Origin of the sequence: Lactococcus protaetiae, assembly GCF_006965445.1 — a bacterium.
Taxonomy (GTDB): Bacteria; Bacillota; Bacilli; order Lactobacillales; family Streptococcaceae; genus Lactococcus; species Lactococcus protaetiae.
In genome coordinates this window covers 2409107-2432503 of the sequence record NZ_CP041356.1, presented here as the reverse complement: position 1 = coordinate 2432503, position 23397 = coordinate 2409107, and the positions used below count along the sequence as shown (strand labels likewise).

General features: G+C 38.8%; 22 protein-coding genes and 1 pseudogene. 14 read left to right on the top strand and 9 right to left on the bottom strand.

The window, feature by feature from the left end; translation table 11 throughout:
• Positions 1-174 precede the first annotated feature (174 nt).
• From FLP15_RS11545 to phoU, 10 genes are all read left to right on the top strand, one after another.
• The gene (locus FLP15_RS11545; protein ID WP_142767232.1) at positions 175-477 is read left to right on the top strand and encodes a winged helix-turn-helix transcriptional regulator; all 303 of its coding nucleotides are present in this window, start codon (positions 175-177) and stop codon (positions 475-477) included.
• A 21-nt stretch (positions 478-498) separates the two neighbouring features.
• On the top strand, positions 499-966 hold the full coding sequence (smpB, locus tag FLP15_RS11540; RefSeq protein ID WP_142767231.1) for an SsrA-binding protein SmpB: 468 nt from the start codon (positions 499-501) through the stop codon (positions 964-966).
• A 338-nt stretch (positions 967-1304) separates the two neighbouring features.
• On the top strand, positions 1305-1433 hold the full coding sequence (locus FLP15_RS13665; RefSeq protein WP_280954076.1) for a hypothetical protein: 129 nt from the start codon (positions 1305-1307) through the stop codon (positions 1431-1433).
• Between the two features lie 69 nt (positions 1434-1502).
• A complete protein-coding gene (locus FLP15_RS11535) occupies positions 1503-2399 on the top strand; it encodes a phosphate ABC transporter substrate-binding protein (protein ID WP_120772138.1) in 897 nt (298 codons plus the stop codon).
• 398 nt (positions 2400-2797) lie between these two features.
• Positions 2798-3649 carry a phosphate ABC transporter substrate-binding protein gene (locus tag FLP15_RS11530; RefSeq protein ID WP_142767230.1) on the top strand — a complete coding sequence of 284 codons (852 nt, stop codon included), beginning with the start codon at positions 2798-2800 and terminating at the stop codon, positions 3647-3649.
• Between the two features lie 663 nt (positions 3650-4312).
• Complete coding sequence (gene pstC, locus FLP15_RS11525; RefSeq protein ID WP_120772136.1) at positions 4313-5236, top strand: phosphate ABC transporter permease subunit PstC; 924 nt, start codon at positions 4313-4315, stop codon at positions 5234-5236.
• Positions 5236-6123 (top strand): phosphate ABC transporter permease PstA, encoded by an 888-nt coding sequence (pstA, locus tag FLP15_RS11520; protein WP_142767229.1) that lies wholly within the window; start codon positions 5236-5238, stop codon positions 6121-6123. The genes pstC and pstA overlap by 1 nt, the downstream gene beginning before the upstream one ends.
• Before the next feature lie 66 nt (positions 6124-6189).
• On the top strand, positions 6190-6996 hold the full coding sequence (gene pstB / locus FLP15_RS11515; protein WP_142767228.1) for a phosphate ABC transporter ATP-binding protein PstB: 807 nt from the start codon (positions 6190-6192) through the stop codon (positions 6994-6996).
• 512 nt (positions 6997-7508) lie between these two features.
• The gene (pstB, locus tag FLP15_RS11510) at positions 7509-8270 is read left to right on the top strand and encodes a phosphate ABC transporter ATP-binding protein PstB (RefSeq protein ID WP_142767227.1); all 762 of its coding nucleotides are present in this window, start codon (positions 7509-7511) and stop codon (positions 8268-8270) included.
• Between the two features lie 556 nt (positions 8271-8826).
• Positions 8827-9480, top strand: a complete 654-nt coding sequence (gene phoU / locus FLP15_RS11505; protein ID WP_142767226.1) for a phosphate signaling complex protein PhoU — start codon at positions 8827-8829, stop codon at positions 9478-9480.
• Between the two features lie 443 nt (positions 9481-9923).
• Here the strand turns inward: phoU and FLP15_RS11500 are convergent, their stop codons facing one another.
• The 3 genes from FLP15_RS11500 to FLP15_RS11490 all read right to left on the bottom strand — a co-directional run bounded on the left by FLP15_RS11500 (position 9924) and on the right by FLP15_RS11490 (position 14200).
• Positions 9924-10898 (bottom strand): S66 family peptidase, encoded by a 975-nt coding sequence (locus FLP15_RS11500; protein ID WP_142767225.1) that lies wholly within the window; start codon positions 10896-10898, stop codon positions 9924-9926.
• Between the two features lie 691 nt (positions 10899-11589).
• Positions 11590-12861 (bottom strand): serine--tRNA ligase, encoded by a 1272-nt coding sequence (serS, locus tag FLP15_RS11495; RefSeq protein WP_142767224.1) that lies wholly within the window; start codon positions 12859-12861, stop codon positions 11590-11592.
• A 979-nt stretch (positions 12862-13840) separates the two neighbouring features.
• Complete coding sequence (locus tag FLP15_RS11490) at positions 13841-14200, bottom strand: DUF956 family protein (protein ID WP_142767223.1); 360 nt, start codon at positions 14198-14200, stop codon at positions 13841-13843.
• A gap of 431 nt (positions 14201-14631) precedes the next feature.
• On the opposite strand from FLP15_RS11490, the pseudogene FLP15_RS11485 reads away from it, so the two are divergent.
• Positions 14632-15299, top strand: a pseudogene (locus FLP15_RS11485) (YitT family protein).
• Here FLP15_RS11485 and FLP15_RS11480 read toward each other — a convergent pair.
• The 5 genes from FLP15_RS11480 to FLP15_RS11460 form a co-directional block, all read right to left on the bottom strand.
• Complete coding sequence (locus FLP15_RS11480) at positions 15296-15682, bottom strand: DUF956 family protein (protein WP_142767222.1); 387 nt, start codon at positions 15680-15682, stop codon at positions 15296-15298. The pseudogene FLP15_RS11485 and the gene FLP15_RS11480 overlap by 4 nt on opposite strands.
• A 133-nt stretch (positions 15683-15815) precedes the next feature.
• Positions 15816-16757, bottom strand: a complete 942-nt coding sequence (locus tag FLP15_RS11475) for a PTS system mannose/fructose/sorbose family transporter subunit IID (RefSeq protein WP_120772126.1) — start codon at positions 16755-16757, stop codon at positions 15816-15818.
• 21 nt (positions 16758-16778) lie between these two features.
• On the bottom strand, positions 16779-17582 hold the full coding sequence (locus FLP15_RS11470; RefSeq protein ID WP_120772125.1) for a PTS mannose/fructose/sorbose transporter subunit IIC: 804 nt from the start codon (positions 17580-17582) through the stop codon (positions 16779-16781).
• Positions 17583-17601: 19 nt separating this feature from the next.
• Positions 17602-18594, bottom strand: coding sequence for a PTS sugar transporter subunit IIB (locus FLP15_RS11465; RefSeq protein WP_142767221.1), 993 nt, complete (start codon positions 18592-18594; stop codon positions 17602-17604).
• Positions 18595-18858: 264 nt separating this feature from the next.
• A complete protein-coding gene (locus FLP15_RS11460; RefSeq protein WP_142767220.1) occupies positions 18859-19065 on the bottom strand; it encodes a ferredoxin in 207 nt (68 codons plus the stop codon).
• 46 nt (positions 19066-19111) lie between these two features.
• Here FLP15_RS11460 and FLP15_RS11455 point away from each other — a divergent pair, with 46 nt between their 5' ends.
• From FLP15_RS11455 to FLP15_RS11445, 3 genes are all read left to right on the top strand, one after another.
• Positions 19112-19624, top strand: a complete 513-nt coding sequence (locus tag FLP15_RS11455) for an SAG1386/EF1546 family surface-associated protein (protein ID WP_142767219.1) — start codon at positions 19112-19114, stop codon at positions 19622-19624.
• Positions 19625-19676: 52 nt separating this feature from the next.
• Positions 19677-20339: a (d)CMP kinase gene (cmk, locus tag FLP15_RS11450; RefSeq protein WP_142767218.1), complete on the top strand. Its 663-nt coding sequence runs from the start codon at positions 19677-19679 to the stop codon at positions 20337-20339.
• Between the two features lie 780 nt (positions 20340-21119).
• Positions 21120-22499, top strand: coding sequence for an LCP family protein (locus FLP15_RS11445; RefSeq protein WP_142767217.1), 1380 nt, complete (start codon positions 21120-21122; stop codon positions 22497-22499).
• A gap of 37 nt (positions 22500-22536) precedes the next feature.
• Here FLP15_RS11445 and FLP15_RS11440 read toward each other — a convergent pair whose 3' ends face one another.
• Entirely contained in the window at positions 22537-23394 is an 858-nt protein-coding gene (locus FLP15_RS11440) for a sugar ABC transporter permease (protein WP_120772119.1), read from the bottom strand.
• Positions 23395-23397 lie beyond the last annotated feature (3 nt).

Below are 23397 nucleotides of genomic sequence, written 5' to 3'. Positions count from 1 at the left end.
TGCTAGTGTTGCTTATCTCAAGGGGAGTCAGCACGCACTTGCTTCGATAAAAAGATTTCTTCAGCTTTTGAGAGTTTTGAAGTGTGAGTTGTATAAAGATATTATAGTATAATGAATTATAAAATATAAGTACGCACTTTTTTGTTACTGTAAATTTTTAGATGGGAGAAAAATATGATTGAGGAATGTGGGGTTCGTCGTGTGATGGATGTTTTTGGTGGAAAATGGAAAGTGAATATTTTATGGGCAATTTGTAAGAGGGAAGGGATTCGGTTTAATCAGTTGCGGCGCGAAGTTAAGGGAATTACAAATGTGATGTTAACACGTTCGTTGGAAACTTTGATTGAGAAAAATCTAGTTGCTCGTAAGGATTTCCAAACGATTCCTCCTCATGTGGAATATTATTTGACAGATAAAGGGAGGGAGCTTGTTCCTTTTATGCAAGCATTGGATGCATGGGGACGAGAAAATCTTTGAATGATGTGGTAAAATGAATTTATGGTAAAAAACACAGAGGATAAGCCGTTAGCGCAAAATAAAAAAGCAAGGCACGATTATGAAATTTTTGAAACTTTTGAGGCTGGAATTGTGCTGACAGGAACGGAAATAAAGTCTGTCAGACAGTCTAAAATACAGTTAAAAGATGGTTTTGCACGTGTAAGAAATGGTGAGGTATGGTTATCAAATGTGCATATTGCACCTTTTGAGCAGGGAAATATTTTTAATGTGGATGAGTTGAGAACGCGAAAGTTGCTGCTTAATAAGAAAGAAATTGCTAAGATTGACAAAGAATTAGCGGGAACGGGCGTAACATTTATTCCATTGAAAGTGTATCTGAAAAACGGATTTGCTAAGGTATTGATGGGACTTGCGCGCGGGAAAAAGCAGTATGATAAACGTGAAACGCTCAAGCGTAAAGACCAAAATCGAGATATTGCAAGGCAACTCAAGTCTTATAATCGCTGATTAACTGATGAGGATAGCGTTGTTTTCATTGAAGTTGCTGTTGCTAAAGGTTTGTATATGTTCAAAAGCGAAGCGCATATCTACTGACGAACGGTAATAAATTCTGTCAGTGTACTGACAAAACGGTCAAAATGCTGACCGTTTTTTTGTTGGGTTGATTTAATGAAGTCAAGCCTTATTCAGTGGGAGTTTCGTAAAACATTTGTCCATTTTCTCCAGCTGCTAAAGCAGCAAGAGTAAAAGGCAATGCGACTGATAAAAGGGTAACTCACCACTGAATTTAGGGTATAACCTCTAGGTGTAACAACAAAAAAAAGAAAAGGGTTTTTAGAAGTAAAATGGCATTAAATCTTATTGTACTGACAGAGTTTACGATGCTGATAGGTGATTTTTTGAGTGAATTTATTCTGTTTACATTTCATTTACTTAGTATTTACCAAGGGTTTACATTTGGAGAGGCATTTTGATGATAGAATAGTTTTGTAAGCAAAAGGTGCTTAACAAACTTATTTAGAAATTAATTGGAGAAACTTCTCATGAAAAAACAAATTCTTGTTGCTCTTGTTGCCGGTAGCGCACTTTTGACTCTAGCGGCATGTGGTTCATCTAATGGTTCATCATCTACTTCCACTAGTTCATCTGATAAAGCATTGTCAGGTAAAATTATTGCAGGTGGTTCGACTGCGCTCCAACCATTGGCACAACAAGCTTCAACTGAATTTATGGCTAAAAACCCTAATGTTCAAGTCACTGTTCAAGGTGGTGGTTCTGGTGTTGGATTGACTCAAGTTGCTGCAGGTTCATTCCAAATCGGGAACTCTGATATTTTTGCGGAAGAAAAATCTGGTATTGATGCTTCAGCAATTACTGACCACAAAGTAGCAGTTGTTGGTTTTGCTCCAATCGTAAATGCTAAGATTGACGTGAAAAATTTGACTTCACAACAACTTCAAGATGTATTTACTGGAAAAGTGACCAACTGGAAACAAGTGGGTGGACCTGACCAAAAGATTACTGTCATCGGTCGTACAGAAGGCTCTGGTACACGTGTAAACTTTGATAAATTCGCTCTTGGTGGTGCAACAGAAGTCAATGGTCCAACACAAGATGCTTCTGGTTCAGTTGTAACAATGGTAGGACAAACACCAGGCGCTGTTTCATACGTTGCTCTCTCATACGTTGATACAAGCAAAGATATTAAAGCAGTTTCTATTGATGGTGTTGAACCAACAGAAGAAAATGTTGCAACAAATGATTATAAAGTTTGGTCTTATGAGCATATGTATACAAACGCTAAAAAAGAAAGTGCTGCTGATAAAGCATTCATCAAATACATTGCCAATGATACAACAGATATCAAAAAACTGGGTTATATCCCTGTAAGTGACATGAAAGTTAGCCGTGATGCTGACGGAAATGTAACTAATAAATAATACCATGTGCTGATTGGTACAAGCAGGAATCAATCAGCCTCTTTCTTAATAAACTAAAGCGATAAAAATTTTCTTCTTCATAAATCAAAATCTTTTGTCGCTTTATGTTTTGTCAGTACTGACAAGAATTCTGTCAGTTACTTATATAAGCAAGACAGATGAATTCCTATAAGTCTGTCTAGTCTCTCACTTTGCCAAATACTCGTAAGCAGTTTTGGCAAACTAACGCACATTTTGAGGCGTTAAAAATTTTCTTCATTCTTTTTTAAAAAAGACAGGAATATACTTGCTCACTTCCGTTATGGAGATGGGCAATTTCCTGTTTCGTTTACAAATTATTTACATAAAAACGCTGTCATTTCTCTTAAATTATACAGCCCTTATGATATAATTAAGGCATGAAGAAGAAAATTTTTATCGCTTTAGTAGCGGCATCTGCTTTAGCAGTTTTATCGGCTTGTGGTGCTGGTAATAAGCAAGTTACTGCAGGTGGCTCGACAGCTTTGCAACCTATGGTTGAGCATGCTTCAATGGATTATATGAAACAGAATCCAGAAGATATTATCATGGTTCAAGGCGGTGGTTCTGGTGTGGGACTTGCTCAGGTTGCAGCGGGTTCATTTCAAATCGGAAATTCAGATATTTTCGCAGAAGAAAAATCGGGTATTGCGGCAAATAAAATTACTGACCATAAGGTTGCGGTAATTGGCTTTGCACCGATTGTCAATAAAAGTTTGAAGGTGTCAAATCTGACTCAACAACAATTGATTGATATATTCACTGGGAAAATTACAAATTGGAAGCAAGTTGGCGGTCAAAATCAAAAAATTACTGTCATTGGTCGTACTGCAGGTTCTGGAACACGAGTGAACTTTGATAAGTACGGATTAAATAATGCTACAGAAATCAATGGTCCGACACAAGATGCTTCTGGTTCAGTTGTTCAGCTTGTTGGTCAAACACCAGGTGCAATTTCTTATGTTGCTTTTAGTTACACAGAAAAGCCAGGAGTTAAAGCATTGAATGTTGATAATGTCAAACCAACATATGATAATGTTAAGACGAATGAATGGAAAATCTGGTCTTACGAGCATATGTATACCAACAAATCTAATGATAACAAAATAGAAAATCGGTTTATAGAGTATGTCAAAAATGATAAAAAAACTCTTGAAGAACTCGGATACATCCGTGTTTCCGAGATGAAGGTGGATCGTGATGCTAACGGTACAGTAACAAAGGTAAAATAATGCTTTTGAAGCAAGCATACAGTCGTGATTATCACGATACTTTTAACCAAGCAAGTGCGTGCTACATCCCCACCTCTTTAGGTGGTGGGATAAGCAGCACCATCTCTCACTGTCCATTCGCTCTATCTCCGTTTCACTGCGCTGTCGATTCTCGCTACGGCACGGACGTGCCTAGTCGAAATCGCAACTCGCTAAAAGCGATAAGGCGAAGTGGCAAGCTCTGCTTTCGTTCTACTGCCCTAGGGTCTTAGCGCTTAGACTTCAGGGACAGGTGACCTCATATCTTTGATGTAAGCTAGCATTGGTGGTGGAAAAAAGAATCTCCCACTGATGAAGTAATCACTTCAAAACTATTACTTACTGACAGAAAAAAATTTTAGTAAATCGAGGCTGGCGAGAGTCAGCTTTGATTTGTGAACAAAATCCGAACTTTAAGATAATGAAGTCAAGACTTATTCAGTGGGAGTTTCATAAAACATTTGTTCATTTTCTCTAGTCGCTATCTTCGCTGTCCGTTTGATTGCCATTTGGAGTTGGCACTTTAGGGACTTACAGCCAATGGTCATGCGAAGCTAGCTGCTAAAGCAGCACGCACTTGCTTCGATAAAAAAGTGGACTTGTCAATAAAAATGCCATGTCAAAATTAATTTTAGTTAGGTCTATATGGAAAACTCAAAAATCAAAGAAAAATTGCTTTCAGGCAATAAAAATTCTAAACTCGAAAAATTCGGTAAAAGTTTAACTTTCTTGTGTATTGCCCTTATCGTTTTTGTGGTTGGCGCGATTCTTGTTTTTGTTGCACAAAAAGGATTGTCAACTTTTTATGCCAATGGTGTTAATCCATTTCGTTTCCTTTTTGGGACAAATTGGTCGCCTGGAAATTTGGGACCAGACGGTAAACCTGCTGTTGGTGCACTTCCTATGTTTTCTGGTTCATTGATTGTCACAGTACTTTCGGCGCTTGTTGCAACTCCATTTGCTATCGGTGCGGGAATTTATATGACAGAGATTTCACCAAAATATGGTAAAAAAATTCTTCAACCTGTTATTGAACTTCTTGTTGGTATTCCATCTGTTGTTTATGGATTTATTGGTTTAACAGTTGTTGTTCCAATCATCCGTCATGCATTTGGTGGTACGGGACTCGGACTTTTGTCTGGTGTGTTTGTCCTTTTTGTTATGATTCTTCCGACAGTAACCAGTATGACAGTAGATGCTTTAAGAGCTGTGCCAGGTCATTATAAAGAAGCTTCTCTTGGGCTTGGGGCGACACGTTGGCAAACAATTTGGCGCGTGTTATTAAGAGCAGCAACACCAGGTATCTTGACTGCCGTTATTTTTGGTATGGCGCGTGCATTTGGTGAAGCACTTGCTATTCAAATGGTTGTAGGTAATGCTGTTATGATGCCAAAAAACTTGATTTCACCAGCATCTACCTTGACCTCAATCTTGACTTCAGGAATTCCAAACGCAACACCAGGTATTCAACTTAACGCGCTTTGGTCACTTGCATTACTTCTCTTAATCATGTCACTCCTCTTTAACCTTGCAATGCGTGCGATTGCTAAGAAAGGAAGTCTCAAATAATGAACGCTAAACGCTCTGATAAGATTGCCACTGGCGTCCTTTACGTCCTTTCAGGCATCATTGTCCTTATTCTAGCTTTTCTCTTGAGTTATATTCTAGCTAAGGGATTACCTCATATTTCTTGGGAATTTATTACAACAGCATCTAACCCGTTGACTGGTGGTGGTATTGCTGTTCAACTCTTCAACTCTATTTATCTTTTACTTGTAACATTGATTATTTCTGTTCCTTTATCACTTGGAGCGGGAATCTATCTTTCTGAATACGCCAACCAAAAACATTGGTTGACCGGAGTCGTTCGCTCTGCAATTGAAGTATTGTCTTCACTCCCTTCTATCGTAGTCGGTTTGTTTGGGATGTTAATCTTCGTTTTACAATTTGGCTTAGGATTTTCAGTTTTATCTGGTGCATTAGCGTTGACAGTTTTTAATCTACCATTGATGACACGTAATGTTGAGGAATCACTTCGCGCCATTCCAACCACTCAACGTGAAGGTGGTTTGGCACTTGGAATGTCAAGATGGGAAACTGCACTTCAAGTAATTTTGCCAGCTGCTGTTCCAGGGATTATCACTGGGGTTATCTTGTCCTCTGGTCGTGTCTTTGGGGAAGCCGCAGCACTTATCTATACTGCAGGACAAACCAACCTTCCAATCAATTGGACAAATTGGAATCCAATGAGTATCACATCACCTTTATCACTCTTCAGACCTGCTGAAACTTTAGCAGTACATATCTGGGCACTTAATACTGAAGGTACGATTGCAACAGCGCAACAAATTTCAGCAGGTGCGTCAGCGGTATTGATTATCTTTGTTTTGCTCTTTAATTTAGGGGCACGTTTCCTTGGGAATCGAATTCATAAGAAACTGACTTCATCAAATTAAAGGCAAACTTGTAAAAGAAAGGAATTGAGCTCCCTTAGATACTAGGAGGGGTCTCACAGCTTATATATGGCAACAACTTATGACTGGAATGAGCGCCAAATTATGGTGCCAGAAAATGAAATTGCTCTTTCAACTACTGATTTGCGTGTTTTCTATAATGGGACAAAAGAAGCAATTCATGGGGTAACGATGAGTTTTCCTAAAAACGAAATTACAGCGCTTATTGGTCCTTCTGGTTCAGGGAAATCAACCTATCTGCGTGCATTGAATCGTATGAACGATACAATTGACGGTGCAAGAGTGACTGGAGAAATCAATTACGAAGGCGTTAATATCAATGACCAGAAGGTTAATGTATTTGAGGTTCGTAAGCAAATTGGAATGGTCTTTCAACGTCCAAACCCATTTCCAAAATCTATCTATGAGAATATTGCTTTTATTCATCGGAGAGCTGGCGTAAAAGATAAGAAAAAATTGGATGAAATTGTTGAAAAATCGCTTAAACAAGCTGCTTTATGGGAACAAGTGAAAGATTCACTTAATCAATCAGCGTTAGCGATGTCTGGTGGGCAAGCACAACGACTCTGTATCGCGCGTGCGTTGTCAGTAAAACCAGAAATTATATTGATGGATGAGCCAGCATCAGCACTCGATCCTATCTCTACCATGCAAATTGAAGAAACCATGATGGAACTTAAAAAGGATTACACGATTATTATTGTGACACACAACATGGCTCAAGCTTCGCGTGCTTCTGATAATACTGCTTTCTTCTATTCTGGTGATTTAATCGAGTATGATAAAACAAGTACGATTTTTACCTCACCAAGTTTGAAATCTACTGAGGACTACGTTTCAGGACACTTTGGTTAAGATATGAGGAAGGCTCGTTCAAAAGCGATGAAAAATAGGAAAAGTTTTCGGTTCTGCATTTGTGCGGTTCACAATTTTATCTTTTTTCACTAGCTTTTATCTTTCCGAGTTCAATTTATACTAGTTCATTTCTAAACTTGTATGCGTAGATTTAGTAGTTGAACTGCAAGTATACTGCCTTTTGCTCTTACCATTTCGTCTTGCCAACTTTGCTGGATATGATTTGAACTTGCCACTTTATAAGGATAGCCGCTTGCGCTTAAAGCAGGAACGGATATACTAGTTGTTCACCTAGAGGCTCAGTGAAATCAACAGCGGAAATAGAGCGGATGCCTCTATCGTTGTCAGCTCTGCTGACTTAAGAGGACAAATGTTCTACGGATACCTGTGGTACATAGACAATGTAACGTAGCGGAGTAGTAATTTCTAAAAGGAAATTTTAGAAATTAAGCAGTATTAGTAGATATTTGCTACTGACAGGATTCTGTCAGTATGCTGACAAAGGGAAAAATATGACAAAAGAAGTAGTTTTAACGGTCAGTGACCTTTCGCTTTATTATGGGAAGAAAAAAGCACTGAATAATATTAATATGACATTCTATAAGAATGAAATTACAAGCTTGATTGGACCGTCTGGTTGTGGGAAATCAACGCTCCTACGTTCAATTAATCGAATGAATGATTTGATTCCAACTGTAACGATTACAGGTGCGATTGACTATAAAGGGAAAAATATTTATAGTCCTAAAATTGATACTGTTGACTTACGGAAAGAAATTGGGATGGTCTTTCAACAACCAAATCCTTTTCCATTTTCAATTTATGAAAATGTTGTTTATGGACTGCGTTTGAAAGGAGTGAAGGATAAAGCACATCTTGATGAAGTGGTAGAAAATTCACTGAAAGCAGCAAATATTTGGGACGAAGTGAAAGATATCTTGCACACATCAGCGCTTGGCCTATCTGGTGGTCAGCAACAACGGGTTTGTATTGCACGTGTTTTGGCGGTCAATCCTGAAATTATTCTGCTTGATGAAGCAACATCGGCGCTTGACCCAATTTCTGCGGGACGTATCGAAGAAACACTGATCGAATTACGCAAAGATTATACACTGATTATGGTGACTCATAGTATGCAACAGGCTTCAAGAATCTCTGACCGGACTGCTTTTATGCTCAATGGTGATGTCATTGAAATGGATGACACAAAGAAAATCTTCTTGAATCCAGAAAAGCAGGAGACAGAGGACTATGTTGCAGGTAAGTTTGGCTAGAAATGAAGTCAAGACTTATTCAGTGGGAGTTTCAACTCACCACTGAATTTAGTCGGACGAAATTCAAAGCTTAGTGCTGCTTTATCTCCGACCTAAGAGGTCGGAGTATTAGCACGCACTTGCTTTGATAAAAGATAAACTGATTGTTTTACCTCAAGATTTACTGACAGATTTCTGTCAGTCTTAATACTGTTTGACTTTTAAACCTACGGCTTAAAAGTCACTTCGCTGCGCTACGTTGTTGATGCACCACGGGTATCCATTCGCTCTAAACTGCTAAAGCAGCAAGGCGAAATGGTTCGCTACAGTGCTAAAGCACCTAGTCGCAATCGCAACCTTTGCGTTTCACGCAAACTACTTCTTGCGCTCAGAACATTTGTCCGTTTGCTTAGTCGCTGAAGCGTCAAGAGCAAAAGGCAAGTGCAAGTCAGTATATCTGCAGTTCATCTTTAATTTTACTGACAAAAGTTTTGTCAGCAAGTTGATGAAAAAGTTTTATAATATTTTGTGTTATAATACAAGATAAGAAATTTGTTAAAATAAGAAAGAGGAGTCTATGCTTCGTACACAATTTGAAGAAGATTTAAATAAACTTCATAATCAATTTTATTCAATGGGAACGCAAGTTTCAGCTCAATTGAACAAGGCAGTTCGTGCATTTGTCAGCCACGACCGTGATTTAGCAGAAGATGTTATTGAAGGCGACCATGCGATTAATGAGCAAGAAAAGAGTCTTGAAACTCAATCATTGGAAATGATTGCACTCCAACAACCTGTATCAAGTGATTTGCGTACTATTATCACGGTGCTGAAAGCTTCATCAGACCTTGAGAGAATGGGGGATCATGTTGCCTCTATTGCTAAAGCAACGATTTCACTTAAAGGTGAAGAACGAATCCATATTGTTGAAGAAGATATCAGTCTTCTTGGTGAAAAAGTGAAATCAATCGTAGATGCATCGCTTAATGCCTATATTCAAGGAAATGATGTTCGTGCGCATGAAATTGCGGAACAACAATATACGATTAAAAATATGAGTCGTGAAATTCAAGAAAAAGTTCTTGAAGGGATGAAGGAAAACTCTGAAACAGTAACCACGGGTAAGGAATATCTTCTCACGCTTGTTTATCTTGAGCGTATCACAGGTTATGCTGTGAACCTTTGTGAGTGGATTGTCTATTTGAATTCAGGCAATATTATTGAACTTTAATGAAGTCAAGACTTATTCAGTGGGAGTTTCGACTCCCCACTGAATTTAGGGTACAATCTCTAGATGTTGCACCTAGGAAGGGGTATTGTGATTGCGACTAGGTGCTTTGCCTTTTGCTTTAGCAGTTTAGAGCGAATGGGATACCCGTGGTGCATCGATAGCGTAGCCCAAAGGGTGGAGATAGCACGCACTTGCTTTGATAAAAAAGTTCTGGCTATTTGGTCAGAACTTTTTTATTATGTACCAATGTAAGAACTAACATCCAATTCAATTGATATTGGGGACTAATTTCATCGCACAAAAAACATCATGACACACTCAGTGTGCGCTCTACATAACAAGGTGAAGGAGTTCGTTATGGTGCTGAATCCTATAAAATGTAGAAGCTCAAATCGTAATTTGTATTCATAAACTTTTTGTTCTGTGCCAAATCACTTCGCTAATTATCCATTGAGTACCTGTATTTTTAACGGTTCAGTAGAGACCTCAACTTCACCTCCTAATGGAAAGGTGAAAATTGGTTGAGTATGTCCAAAGTCAACATCATAAATTACAGGAATTTTTTTGAGAATAGGATGTTTGTCCAAAATAAAATGTAGAATCTCCGGTGTCATCTGTTCCTCTTTTGGAAAACGTCCGATGATTAATCCAGAAATATCAGGATAAATTTGTAAAAAGTGTGCTAACTCTCTATCCCAGTCATAAAAATCTTCTTGTTCAGCATTTTCTAAAAAAGCAATCGGACACTTAGCTTTAACTTGAGCATTTGTACCAGTGACTAGCATTAAAGTATTCAGATTGCCACCCAAAATCGTGCCACGGGCATACCCAGAATTGTAAACTTTCCATGAAGCAGGAAGCAGATGGCGGGGTTGCGTTGGATCATACCATGCATCACTAGTGTAAAAGTCGCTCGCAATGAGTCCATATGAGCTTTTACCAGCAACAGCTTTGAGCCATTCAGCAGTCTGAAACTCTTGTCCTTCATCCATCAAAAAAGCGATGTATCCTGGTCCATAGTAAGTCACAAGTCCTGTATTTGCAAAGATGGCGTTATGGAGCACAGTGATGTCTGAAAAACCACAGAATATTTTTGGATTTTTGCGAACAATTTCCCAGTTAATATAAGGGAGAAGTTCGTTGGCATCAAATCCACCAATCGTGCATAAAATCGCTTTTACATTTTTATCCAAGAAAGCAGCGTGGAAGTCTGCGATACGTGAAGCAATGCTACTGGATTCAAGCAAATCATTTTCCAAAATATGCTCGCCAAATGTTACCTTGAAACCAAGAGATTCAAGGCGTTTTTTAGCTTTTAGTTTTTCGTCAAAGGATCCTGTCCGCAGTAAAGATGAACTTGGGGAAATGACACGAATTTCGTCAGTTTGTTTTAGTTTTTCGGGAAAAATTTTATTCATAAAAAAACCTCCAACTCGAATTTTATTTATTATATCACTTACAAGAATTCTTTTCTTATTATGGCTGCGGTTAGGATAGAAAATAACTATAGTTACTGAAAGAAATTGTCATTGAATTGATGATTAAAAAAATTCTGTCAGTTCAATGCGATTAACATGAGCATTGAATCGGCGGATAAAAGCTTTATCAGCAGAGCTGAAAAAGCTGTCAGTATGCTGACAGCTTTTTTTAACTTAGAACGTGCGTGCCATCTCTGCCCTCTGGGCTACGCTGTCAATGCTCGCTACGCGACTAGGTAAAACAATTAGCATATCCGTAAGCACTGAAGCGCCAATGGCTATCCTATAAAGTGGCTAGTCGCAATCGCAATTCCTCCACCTTTATAAGGGGCTGGGATAAGCAGCACCAGGCTCTGATTTCGTTCCACTGTCCTATAGGGTCTTAGCGCTTAGGCTTCAGGAACAAGACCACTTCGCCTTGCGACTTTAGTGGCTTAGTGAAATCGACAGCGTAGCAAAGTGAAGATAGAGCGAATGGATAACGAAACTTCACTACGGTGTGACCTTATATCTTTGATGTTAAGCAGACTGTTGCAGCTTTAGTTGCTGTTACGCCTAGAGGTTGTGCTCTAACATTGGTAGGGGAAAAAATTCCCCACCAATGAAGTAATCACTTCAAAGTTATGAGCTATTATTTAATTACTTCCAGACCACCCATGTAAGGGCGAAGCACCTCAGGGATAGTTATAGAGCCGTCAGCATTTTGGTAGTTTTCTAAAATGGCAGCAACACATCGTCCAACAGCAAGTCCAGAACCATTCAAAGTATGGAGAAGATGTACTTTTCCATCTTCATCACGGTAACGGATTTGCGCACGGCGAGCTTGAAAATCTTCACAGTTTGAGCAAGAAGAAATTTCACGATAAGTATTTTGTGCAGGAATCCATACTTCTAAGTCATAGGTTTTAGCGGCAGAGAAGCCCATATCACCCGTTGAGAGAGCCATGACACGATAAGCAAGTCCCAACTTTTGGAGAATGTTTTCAGCGTTTTGAGTCATTTTTTCTAACTCATCATAAGAATTTTCAGGTTTTGTGAATTTTACCATTTCTACTTTATGAAATTGGTGCAAACGAATCAAACCACGCGTGTCGCGCCCAGCAGAACCAGCTTCAGAACGGAATGAAGGACTCATTGCTGTGAAATAAATTGGGAGTTCGCTACCATCCAAAATCTCACCACGGTAGTAATTTGTCAAAGGAACCTCTGCCGTAGGAATCAAGACAAATCCACGTTCGTCTTTTAGCTCAAAGGTATCTTCTTTAAATTTAGGATATTGACCAGTGCCAAACATTGAATCTTGATTGACCATATAAGGTGGGATCATCTCAGTGTAACCTTCTTTAGCATGCTCGTCTAACATAAAGTTATAAAGTGCACGTTCAAGCCTTGCACCAGCACCCTTGTAGAACAAGAAGCGTGAACCAGTCACCTTTCCACCACGTTCCCAATCAAGAATGTCAAGCGCTTCACCTAAGTCCCAATGTGCTTTGGGTTCAAAATCAAATGTCGGTACATCTCCAATACGACGGACTTCGACATTGTCATCTTCATCAGCACCGATAGGTGTGCTGTCAGCAGGAATATTTGGTAGAGTCGTTGTATACTCAGTCAATTTTGTTTCGATGTCAGCGAGTTCAGCATCAATGTGCTTCACCTCTGCAGATACTTTTTGCATCGCAGCAATTTGAGTAGAAGCATCGCCTTTAGTACGCTTGATTTGAGCGATTTCTTCAGAAACAGCATTACGCTCTTTTTTTAATTCTTCCGATTTCACGATAAGTTCACGGCGGCTAACATCAAGCGCGCGAAGTTCTTCCAATGTTTCTTTAACCACACCACGAGTGGCTAATTTTTTAGCGACTTCATCGAAGTCTGAACGAATTCTTTTAATATCTAACATAAGATTCTCCTTGTAAAATGTGAGTTTAACCATTTTTATACTAGTTCACTTTCAACTCTACTTAGTGCGACTAGCAGACTCTGCTTTCGTAGCGAACCATTTTGCCTTGCTGCTTTGTCTTTTTGCTCTTACCATTTCGTCTTGCCAGCTTTGCTGGATTGCGATTTGAACTTCCTACTTTATAGGATAGCCGTTTGCGCTTCAGCCTTACGGATATGCTAGTCGTTTCACCTAGTAGTCGGCTAGTGAAATCGACAGCGTAGCAAAGCGAAGATGCAAGATTTGCTTACTAGCTTCGCATGACCTTAGAACATTTGTCCTCTATCTCTAAGTCTAGAGATAGAGGCAACGCCAAATGGCAATCAAACGGACAGCGTAGCAACTGTCAAGCAGTAAGTTTGAAAGTGAAACAGTATTAATTTTACCACGTCAAAATAGTTATACTCAGTTGTTTAAGATTTTTAACTTATAAATCATCACTGACAGAAATCTGTCAGTAAAATAAAATATAAAAACGCCCAAAATTCATAAGAATTAGGGCGCTGTCATTGCACGGTTCCACCTAAATTTACTGACAGAAAATTTGACGAACTGTCAAAACTATCAGAACTCTAGCACTCATAACGTGAGCTAAACGTTCTCATTTTCATGAGAAAAATAAAGAAGTAGAAGGTCATTACTCTATTTTACTTGTTCACACCACCACAAGTTCTCTACAAAAACAAATGCTAGACCAGCTTCTGTCCCCTATTTTACCAAAATATCTGTTGTTTTGTCAAAGATTATCGGATATGATTTAGAGATTTCTTATAAAAATGTTATCATTATATTATAGGAAAATGTAATTAAAAGAAGGATTATCTGAATTATACAAGGTTTAACCATAAAGTCGCAAATTCAAATTTCAATTTGCTAAAGCGCCAACTAAAAGAGTTCCCATTTTTTAGTTGGTTTGATTATAGTGTAGCTTAACAAGTTTTTATAGTTTAAGCCCATCCATCAGAGGTGCCAGAAGACTGCGACTTCTAACTAATTTATCAGTACCAATCTGTTGACCGATTCGTTTCAAAATTGCTCCAGAATCTTTAGAGGAAAATCTTATTTTAGAATTTGTATTTAGATATAGACCAAATTGTGAGCCGACTTTTCCTCGAAGAGACACATCCAATTCAACTTTGACAATAGTATGCCAAGGAAAGTTGAGATTTTTACCAATTCGACGGTTCGAATACTCAAATTCAAATCCTAAAGGAGTCAATTTTATCTCTCCATTTTCAACGGCGCCCAAAAAAACGCGCCCCTTAGCAGTATAATCAATCTGGTTGTTATTCATTTCCATCTCATTCACCTCACTTATTATTGTACGGACAAAATTATTATCATTAGTTTGTTATGAGGCTATTCATGATTTTATCCTACACAAACATAATAGTTTTATCGACAGCTTATTAAACGACTAAGATTGTTTCCAAGCAAGACCGGCTTTGAGATTCAATCATAAAAGCTTCTTACAGCCTTATTATATCATAATAAGGCACTAGTTCCAGTTTGAGTTTCTATGTCTTTAGAGGTTCTCAGGCTAGTAAGTTACGAGTTACGGACAGACTAAAGGAAAAATGTAAGAACAACTTTGGCTACTCATTTTTGGTTGAATATTAGTCTTAAGAAGATAAATAAGATTCGACTTACATCATTCCAGATAATCTTAAAGTAACCAGTATATTAAAATGACAACCCATACATCAACCCAACATCCTAAAGGAGGACCTTGTGCACATTATAGGCGTAAAAATCGACCAAAAATTTATAAAAGATTTAATTGTACTCATTCTAGGGTAGGCTGTTACATCTTATCCGTGCGACTATTCGTTATTCCTAATCTTCTCGCAAGTAATGGAATCGCAGGATTTTCAGTATTTATGAACTTTGTCTTTAATTTAGACCCAGCACTTACCTTTTTCGTTATTAATATCCCACTGTTTCTATTTGGCTGGCGCTTACTGACCAAGCGTGAGTTACTGCTCAGCATTCCTGGTGCTCTAGCGATGAGTCTTTGGATGATTGCCTTTGAATTTATGGGAATACAAGGCTTTCAATTTAATCAAATTATCTTTGCAGGTATTGCTGACGGTATATTATCAGGGATTGGAGCAGGACTAGTCGTAATATCAGAAGGCACTTTTGGTGGTTCGCTGCTACTAAGTAGAATGATGGAAGACCAGTGGAAACTCCCAATCGACCGCGTCCTCTTTGGAATAGATGTTGTCGTCATGATTCTCTCGCTATTAACTTATCTCGCTTTTCCAAATTTTGCAGTCACGCTACTTTCGTGCTTCATTTTCAGTAAAGTCACACGTTTCATTGGACGTAAAGAGTATCGCTTACGCGTCATTGAAGGGTTAAAATTTAATAATTTAAGAAAACAAAAAGAGGATTAATCCTCTTTTTTTCTTCTCTTAAAAATAGAAGTAATCGTACTCGTAAATCTCTTTGATTTAACAACCCTATCATTGCCAATATATTGACGAATAATGCGCAAAATCTTTCCCGAATCCTTTGACGAAAAGCGTACTTTCTGACCATTGGCAAAAACAACATAGAATTGACGCCCAATCTGATACTCACCCTTAAAAGATTTAGTCACATCGCCTTCAACGACCTTGATTGACTTCCAGGGAAATTGCATATTCTTTTCAACATCGCGGTCATCAAAGAACTCAAATGCCCGATCCCCTATCATAATTTGTCCATACTGTGGAAAACCAAGATAAGCTATCGCCTTACCATTATAATCCACCTTTGTGTTCAGTGATTGAGCCACTATATCTCACTCCATTCAAAATAAATATATACCTATTATACCATAAGAAAGCGCTAATTTCATTACGATTCCGTAAAAAGGAAAATGAAAAAAGTCGCCAGAAACTGGCGACCAAATTAATCCAATATAATTATTAAGCAAGACCAGCAACGCGGAGCAAGATACCCACAACGAAGAGAGCGATGATAATAACAAGTGGAGCATTTTTAGATTTCCATTTACGCAAGATAGCGATAACAAGGAAAGTCAAGAGCAAAGCAACAAAACCAGGAATCAATGAGTTAAACACATCATTCAAAGATTGTTGTTTGAAGTTTTCAAGGCTAAGTCCACCTTTGAATTGACCAAGGATATTGTGAAGGTCAGTTCCTGAAACAGAACCTTTAGGGAAGTCAATATAACCTCCATCTTGAATAGGTTGTTTAGGAAGCATAGCATTTGGACCAGCAAAGCTAATGTTAACCCAACGTTGAATCAAGGCACCAAGGATAAACATACCAAGGATAGATGCACCTTTAGTCAAAGTTTGAAGGAAACCACCACCAAGGTCAGAAGTAATGTTGACCCCTTGTTTGTATCCAAATTCTTGAGTATACCACAAGAAAGCGATACGGATGATATTCCATACAAAGAAGAAGAACAAAGGAGCGATAATAGAACCACCAGTTGCAAGAGATGCAGCTACGGCACCAACGATAGGACGTACTGTAAACCAGAAGACAGGGTCACCAACACCAGCGAGAGGACCCATCATACCAACTTTAACCCCTTGGATAGCTGCTTCATCAACATCACCACCATTAGCGATTTCTTCTTCAAGGGCAAGAGTAACACCGATGATTGGAGCAGCTGGATATGGGTGAGTGTTAAAGAATTCCATGTGACGTTTGAGGGCAGCTTTAGCACCGTCAGAGCCAGCAGGATAGAATTTCTTCAATGCAGGAAGAATTGCATAGAGGAAACCAAGGTTTTGCATACGTTCGAAGTTCCATGAACCTTGCAAGAACATTGAGCGAACCATTACTTTGAAACGTTCATTTTTAGAAAGGCTGAACTTTTTATTTGTATTTTCCATTTTTATAAGTCTCCTTTCCTATTAATAATCGTTCAAGATATCGCCAATTGGGTCACCAGAACCACCAGCAGCACCACGTGAGTTTCCTGCTTTTTCAAGGTTGAGATAAACGATAGCGATAACGACACCAAGGATACCCATAGCGATCAAAGTCAATTGTGAAATTGGTGCAAGAGCAAAACCAAGGAAGAAGAAAGGCCAGAGTTCTTTAGTAGCCATAAGGTTGATAACCATTGCATAACCAACGACAACAACCATACCACCACCAACAGCAAGACCGCCAGATACCCAGTCAGGGATAGCATTCAAGGCAGCTGTAACTGTTTTTGCAGGGATAGCCAAGATGATACCAGCAGGGATAGCAATACGCAAACCTTGAAGGAGAAGCGCAAACATATGCCAACCAGCAACACCATTATAAGAACCTTTTTCAGCAGAAGCGTCAGCCAAGTGAATGATACCAACTGAAAGGAAACGAACGAATGTAGTAAGAACCAAACCAGCAGTTGCAAGCAAGATACCAGTAGGAACGATAACACCCATAATGTGGTTCAAATCGTAGTTACCACCTTGAACCATCAAGATAGCAGAAGCGACAGAAGCAAGTGCAGCGTCGGGAGCGACAGCAGCACCGATATTAGCCCAACCAAGGGCAATCATTTGAAGGGCACCACCGAGGATAATCCCTTGTGCCAAGTGACCAGTAGCAAGACCAATCAATGAACAAGCAAGAATAGGTTGGTGGAATTGCCATTGGTCCAAAATACCTTCAAGTCCAGCAAGGAACGCGAAGATAAGGACAAAAATGACTGAAATAGCACTCATTTTATTTAATTCTCCTTAATTATTTAACATTTGCTTTTTGAATCAATGCGAACAAATCGGCTTTTGAGTCACTTGGAACTTTACGGACGTCAAAGTTGATACCAAGTTCACGCATTTTTTCAAAGGCTGCAACATCACTCTTATCAGCAGAAAGAACAGTGTTCAACATAGTTTTACCTGCTGAGTGAGCCATAGAACCAACGTTAATCGTTGAGATGAGACCAGGAACGGCTTCAACAATTTCTAAAGCATCATGTGGGTTTTCAAAGAGCAAGAAAGCGTGTGTTCCACCGAAACGTGGGTCTTTAGCAACCTCAATCATTTTCTTGATTGGAACAACATTAGCTTTAACTCCTGGAGGAGCAGCTTGTTCAATCAGAGTCTTACGCATAGTATCTTTGGCAACATTGTCAGAAACGACGATGATGCGGTCAGCTTTAGAATCTGGAGTCCATGCTGTTGCAACTTGACCGTGAAGCAAACGAGTGTCAATACGAACGAGGTTGATTTTAATCTTACCATCGCCGATGACTGTCCCTTCTGGAATAGCGCCTTGTGCGGCTACAGGAGCAGCTGCCGTAGCAGTTTCTTCTGCGGGTTGAAGCTCATCAGGAAGAACGCGTACGCCCGCCTTAGCTTCTTTCATAATGTTTGCCACTACTTGTTCAATCCCAGCAGACGCATCCATCATACGCTCTGTGTAGGCTTGAATCAACATTGGCAAGTTGAGGCCTGTGATAATGGCAATCTTGCGGTCAGGGTTTTCACCCATCACAGCGCTTGCTTGGTTAAATGGAGAACCGCTCCACAAGTCAGCAAGGACAAGAACATCATCTTCAGCATCAAATGTTGCGATAGCTGCTTCGATTTTAGCATGCAAATCAGCTGGTCCTTCGTTAGGCATAAAAGTAACAACTTGTACTTTTTCTTGCTCACCGAAAATCATAGAACCAGATTGTTTGATGCCTGCGGCGAATTCACCATGGCTCGCAATAACAATTCCGATACTCAATGTGAGTAACCTCCTATATAAGATTATAATAAAAATTATTACTTAGTCATTATACTATTTTAATCCAATATTTGCAAATGGTTTCATGAAAATAGAAAAGCGGTTATCTTAGCGTTGAAAGCCCTTTACAAATCAAGTTGTATAGACACTTTTAAAGCACGGTTTTGAAATTTATTCTTATAAAGAATACAAATTTTTTATTAAAAACACAAAATATTTATGAATTTGAAAACTTATGGTAAAATAGATAGTGATAAAATACTTCTAAATGTCCTCAACGATTTTGAGGGCTCCAGTGGGACATAATTTAACGGCTGAACGGAGTGACGAAGTATCGGGTAATTCTTTTTGTTGTTTATCAGTAGCATAGAATTTGACAATGCCATCATCGTGATAGTCGAATACTTCGGGTGCATGGATATGGCATAGCCCACATGCGATACATTTATCAGGAATAATTTTTATCTTCATATAAAGAATGATAATAAAAAAATGGTAAAAATGAAAGGAAAACGTCGTGTCAACGAAAGAACCTTGGAATAACGAAATATATCGTGCAATGCGAGAAGAACCAACAGAAATGAAAAGACAAGTTAGAATAAAAGATGAAAATAAGCGACCTTTAACGACACGCTTTTTGACTTTTCTTGTTGTCTTAATGTTTATCATTGTGGGATTGGCAATAGGTTTCATCCTATGGAATAGCCAAGTCCAAAGCAATGCGAGTATAGCAAAAAACTTCCATCAAGCATCAGTGAGCCAGAAAGAAACAGCGAAATCAAGTGATAAGACATCAGCATCTTCAAGTGCGACTACTAATACAAGCGTAAGTAGCACAAGTACTGCTTCTAGTAGTAGTGTGGCTGCTGGTTCAACGTATACCGTTGTTGCTGGAGACTATCCTAGTACAATTGCTGCAAAAACTGGGATTGCATGGGAGACTATTGCAAGTTTGAACAATATCTCGGCAGATGGCTATAATGCTGATGGTAGTGCAATCCACGCAGGACAAGTTCTTAAATTAAAATAAAATTTATCAAGTATTAACAATATCATAAAAGTAAATTTAGAAAAAGGAAATTATGAAAAAGATTCAAATTGCTGTTGATGGACCAGCATCAAGTGGGAAATCAACAGTTGCTAAAATCGTAGCTCGCGACCTTGATTTAATCTATCTAGATACAGGCGCAATGTATCGAGCTGCAACATTTGTTGCTTTGCAAAAAGAAACAAATAAAGCAGAGGAAATTATTGATTTTATAAAACGTAATCCTATTTCTTTTATGAATGGTAAGAGTGGTCAAGAAGTTTATTTGGGACTAAATAATGTGACTCAAGTTATTCGGACTAATGAAGTTACAAATGCAGTGTCTAAAATTTCAGCCATGCCAGAAATTCGTGAATTTCTAGTTGCTGAGCAGCAACGGATTGCTCGTAACGGTGGAATCATCATGGATGGACGTGATATTGGAACAGTAGTTCTACCTGAAGCTGAACTCAAAATATTTTTAGTTGCTTCTGTGGATGAACGGGCGGAGCGACGCTATAAAGAAAACATAGAAAAAGGAATTCCCACAAATCTTGAACAACTGAAAGAAGAAATCGCTAAACGAGATTATAAAGATAGTACGCGTGAGATTTCACCTCTGAAGCAAGCTAGTGATGCTGTACTCCTTGATAGCACAGGGAAAACAATTGAGGATGTTGTTTTATTTATCGAAGAAAAAGTAAAAGCACTTGTTTAAACGAGTGTTTTTACTTTTGGGTATAAATAGGTGTTCCAAACGTGGTATAAAAAGTGAAAAAAACAGCTAAGGTATCTTTATCAAAGCAAGTGCGTGCTATCTCCGCCCTTTGGGCTACGCTGTCGATGCTCGCTAAGGCGCTGAAGCGCCTAGTCGCAATCGCAATACCCCGGACGACCTAGGTGTAACAACTAGCATATCCGTAAGTTGCTAAAGCAACAACGGCTATCCTATCTTAGCTAGGGGATAAAGCAGCATTATCTTCGCTTCGCTACGCTGTCCATCCTCGCTAAGGTGCTACGTGCTTCGCACGCCGTTCTACGAACGGTCTACGCAACTTCGTTGCTCCGCTGTCCGTTTGCTTAGCTGCTAAAGCAGCAAGAGCAAAAGGCAAAGCACCTAGTCGGAATGGCAATCTTCGAATTTCGTCCGACTGCCATAGGGCGTTGGCGCTTTTAGCGCCTGGGCTTCTTAGACAAGACCACTTCGCCTTGCGACTTTAGTCGATTGCGATTTGAACTTGCCACTTTAGTGGCTTAGTGAAATCGACAGCGCAGCAAAGCGGAGATAGAGCGAATGGATAACGAAGCTTCGCTACGGTGTGACCTCATATCTTTGATGTTAAGCAGACTGTTGCAGCTTTAGCTGCGTACAGGTCGCTTAGTTGTTACATCTAGAGGTTGTACCTCAAATTCAGTGGTGAGTCGAAACTCCCACTGAATAAGTCTTGACTTCATGTATTTTGCACGAGCTAAGAAACTTTGGTATAATAAGTAGGAAATGAATGATAAAAAATATAAAAGACTAGAATATTTGAGACATAACATTGACTATCTCACTATTCGTGAACGTCAAGAGTATTATGAATTACTCAATGAATTTACATCACATGAAAGTTACTATAATCCTGAAGAGGCTGAGGAATATTCGGGATATGAAGCTCAGACTAATGATTATGATAACGGTTATTCAGATGAAGGTGCCCAACATTCTTCTGCTTCAAACCGAAGAAGTGGGCGAAGTTCATCAATATCTCCGACTCTAAATGAGAGGAGAAAAAATGTTAAAAAAGATAAAGATTCAAAAAAGTCTCCTAAGTTGGGGAAAAATGGTAAGAAAAAAAGGCATTGGTTGAGAAGAATACTCAGTGTTATTATTTTAATTATTGTAGTCATGGCAGGATTTTTCATTTATGGCTATAGTCGAGGTGTAAAACATGAAGGAGGTGTAGCGAAACCAGAAACTTTTACTAGTTTAAAAAATTCTGATGGATCTGTTAATATCCTTCTTCTTGGAGCGGATAAACGCCCAGGTCAATCATCAGATGTGGCGCATACAGATACAATCATGGTGCTCCATATGAATGCTAAAGACCATCAAATGAGGCTTGTCAGTTTCATGCGCGATACATTAGTCAATGTGCCAGGGGTTAGTGGTAGCTCGAAAATCAACTCAGCTTTCACAGTAGGAGAGCAGGAGAACCGTCAAGGAGTGAACTTGATGAGTGAAACATTGAAAGAGAATTTTGGTGTCAACTGTCAATATTATGCAGTGGTAGACTTCTCTAGTTTTGCGACTATCATTGACTCTCTCTTCCCTACAGGATTGAAAATTGATGCGAAATTTTCAACAGTAAATGGACAAAAACTCAGTGCTGTACCTGTTCCAGATGATTTATCAGAAACAGAAGGTAAAACTTCTACCGATAAAGTCCTTACTGCAGATGAAGCAGCTGCCTTAGGTTATCCAGATGGTGGTGGAACATTCATGATGATTAAGCCAGGGGTTCAAAAAATGGATGGTCGTACTTTGTTGAACTACGCTCGGTTCCGTCATGATGATGAAGGAGATTTTGGTCGAGTAAAACGCCAACAACAAGTTTTAGAAACTGTGATGTCTAAAATGAAAAATCCTCTCACTCTTTTCACTGGTTCTAGTGCGTTGGGAACGACTCGTGCAGTCACAATGACAAATATTCCAAATTCATTCCTACTAACATCAGGACTCAAATCATTATTTGATATGAAAAATGGAATAAAATCAACAACAATACCAAATAATAATGACTGGCAAAATGCATATGATAGGTATGGAGGCCTAGGACTTTCTATTGATATGGTAAAATATAAAGCGGAAGCTGAAAAACTTCTTGGACAATAAATAAAAAAGTCTCGTTATATTAACGAGACTTTTTTTGTTATCCTTTGTCTGCACCAGCGGTAATTCCGTTGACGTAGAAACGTTGCATGATAATAAAGAGAATTGTGATAGGTACAGCGATAAGTACACTACCTGCGATAAACTGATAAAGGTTAGTTGCACTGGAACCTTTAGAGTTAGTCATCATGTTTTGCAGACCATAAGCTACTGTACGTATTTTAGGATTTCCGCCTCCCAATATATAGCTAGAGAATAGGAAATCGAGCCAAGGACCAATGAAAGCCATAAGAGAAGTGTAAACAATCATTGGACGAGATAAAGGTAAGGTAATTTTGATGAAAGTTTGCCAGCGTGAGGCACCATCAATGATTGCAGCTTCGTCAATAGAGCGAGGTATAGTATCTAAAAATCCTTTAAAGACATAGAAACCAAGTCCTGAGCCTCCGACATAAACTAAAGCCATTCCCCAAAGATTTAACATATTAATAGATTTTAAAATAGAATACATGGCAATCATTCCCATGATACCTGGAAACATCCCGATAATTAGGGCAAATTGTAAGAATGGTTTTCTAAATTTAAAACGTAAACGCGATAGAGAGTAGGACATAATAGTTGTGATGAATGTATTAGCTACTGCACAGATAACTGCTAAGATAAAAGTATTTAAAACCCAATTTAAGTAAGGGTACATAGGATTATTGAAAATCCCTATATAATTTTCAAGTGTCCAGTGAGTTGGAAAAAGCGTTTGAACGAACCCTGTGTTATTATTTTGAGCGAAGCTTGTCACTATCATCCATAGCACGGGAAAAATCCAGAGTAGCGCTAAAACAACTAATAGAATGTAACGCAAGATAAGAGAAGTTCTTCTTTGATTTTTATAAGATTTCAATGT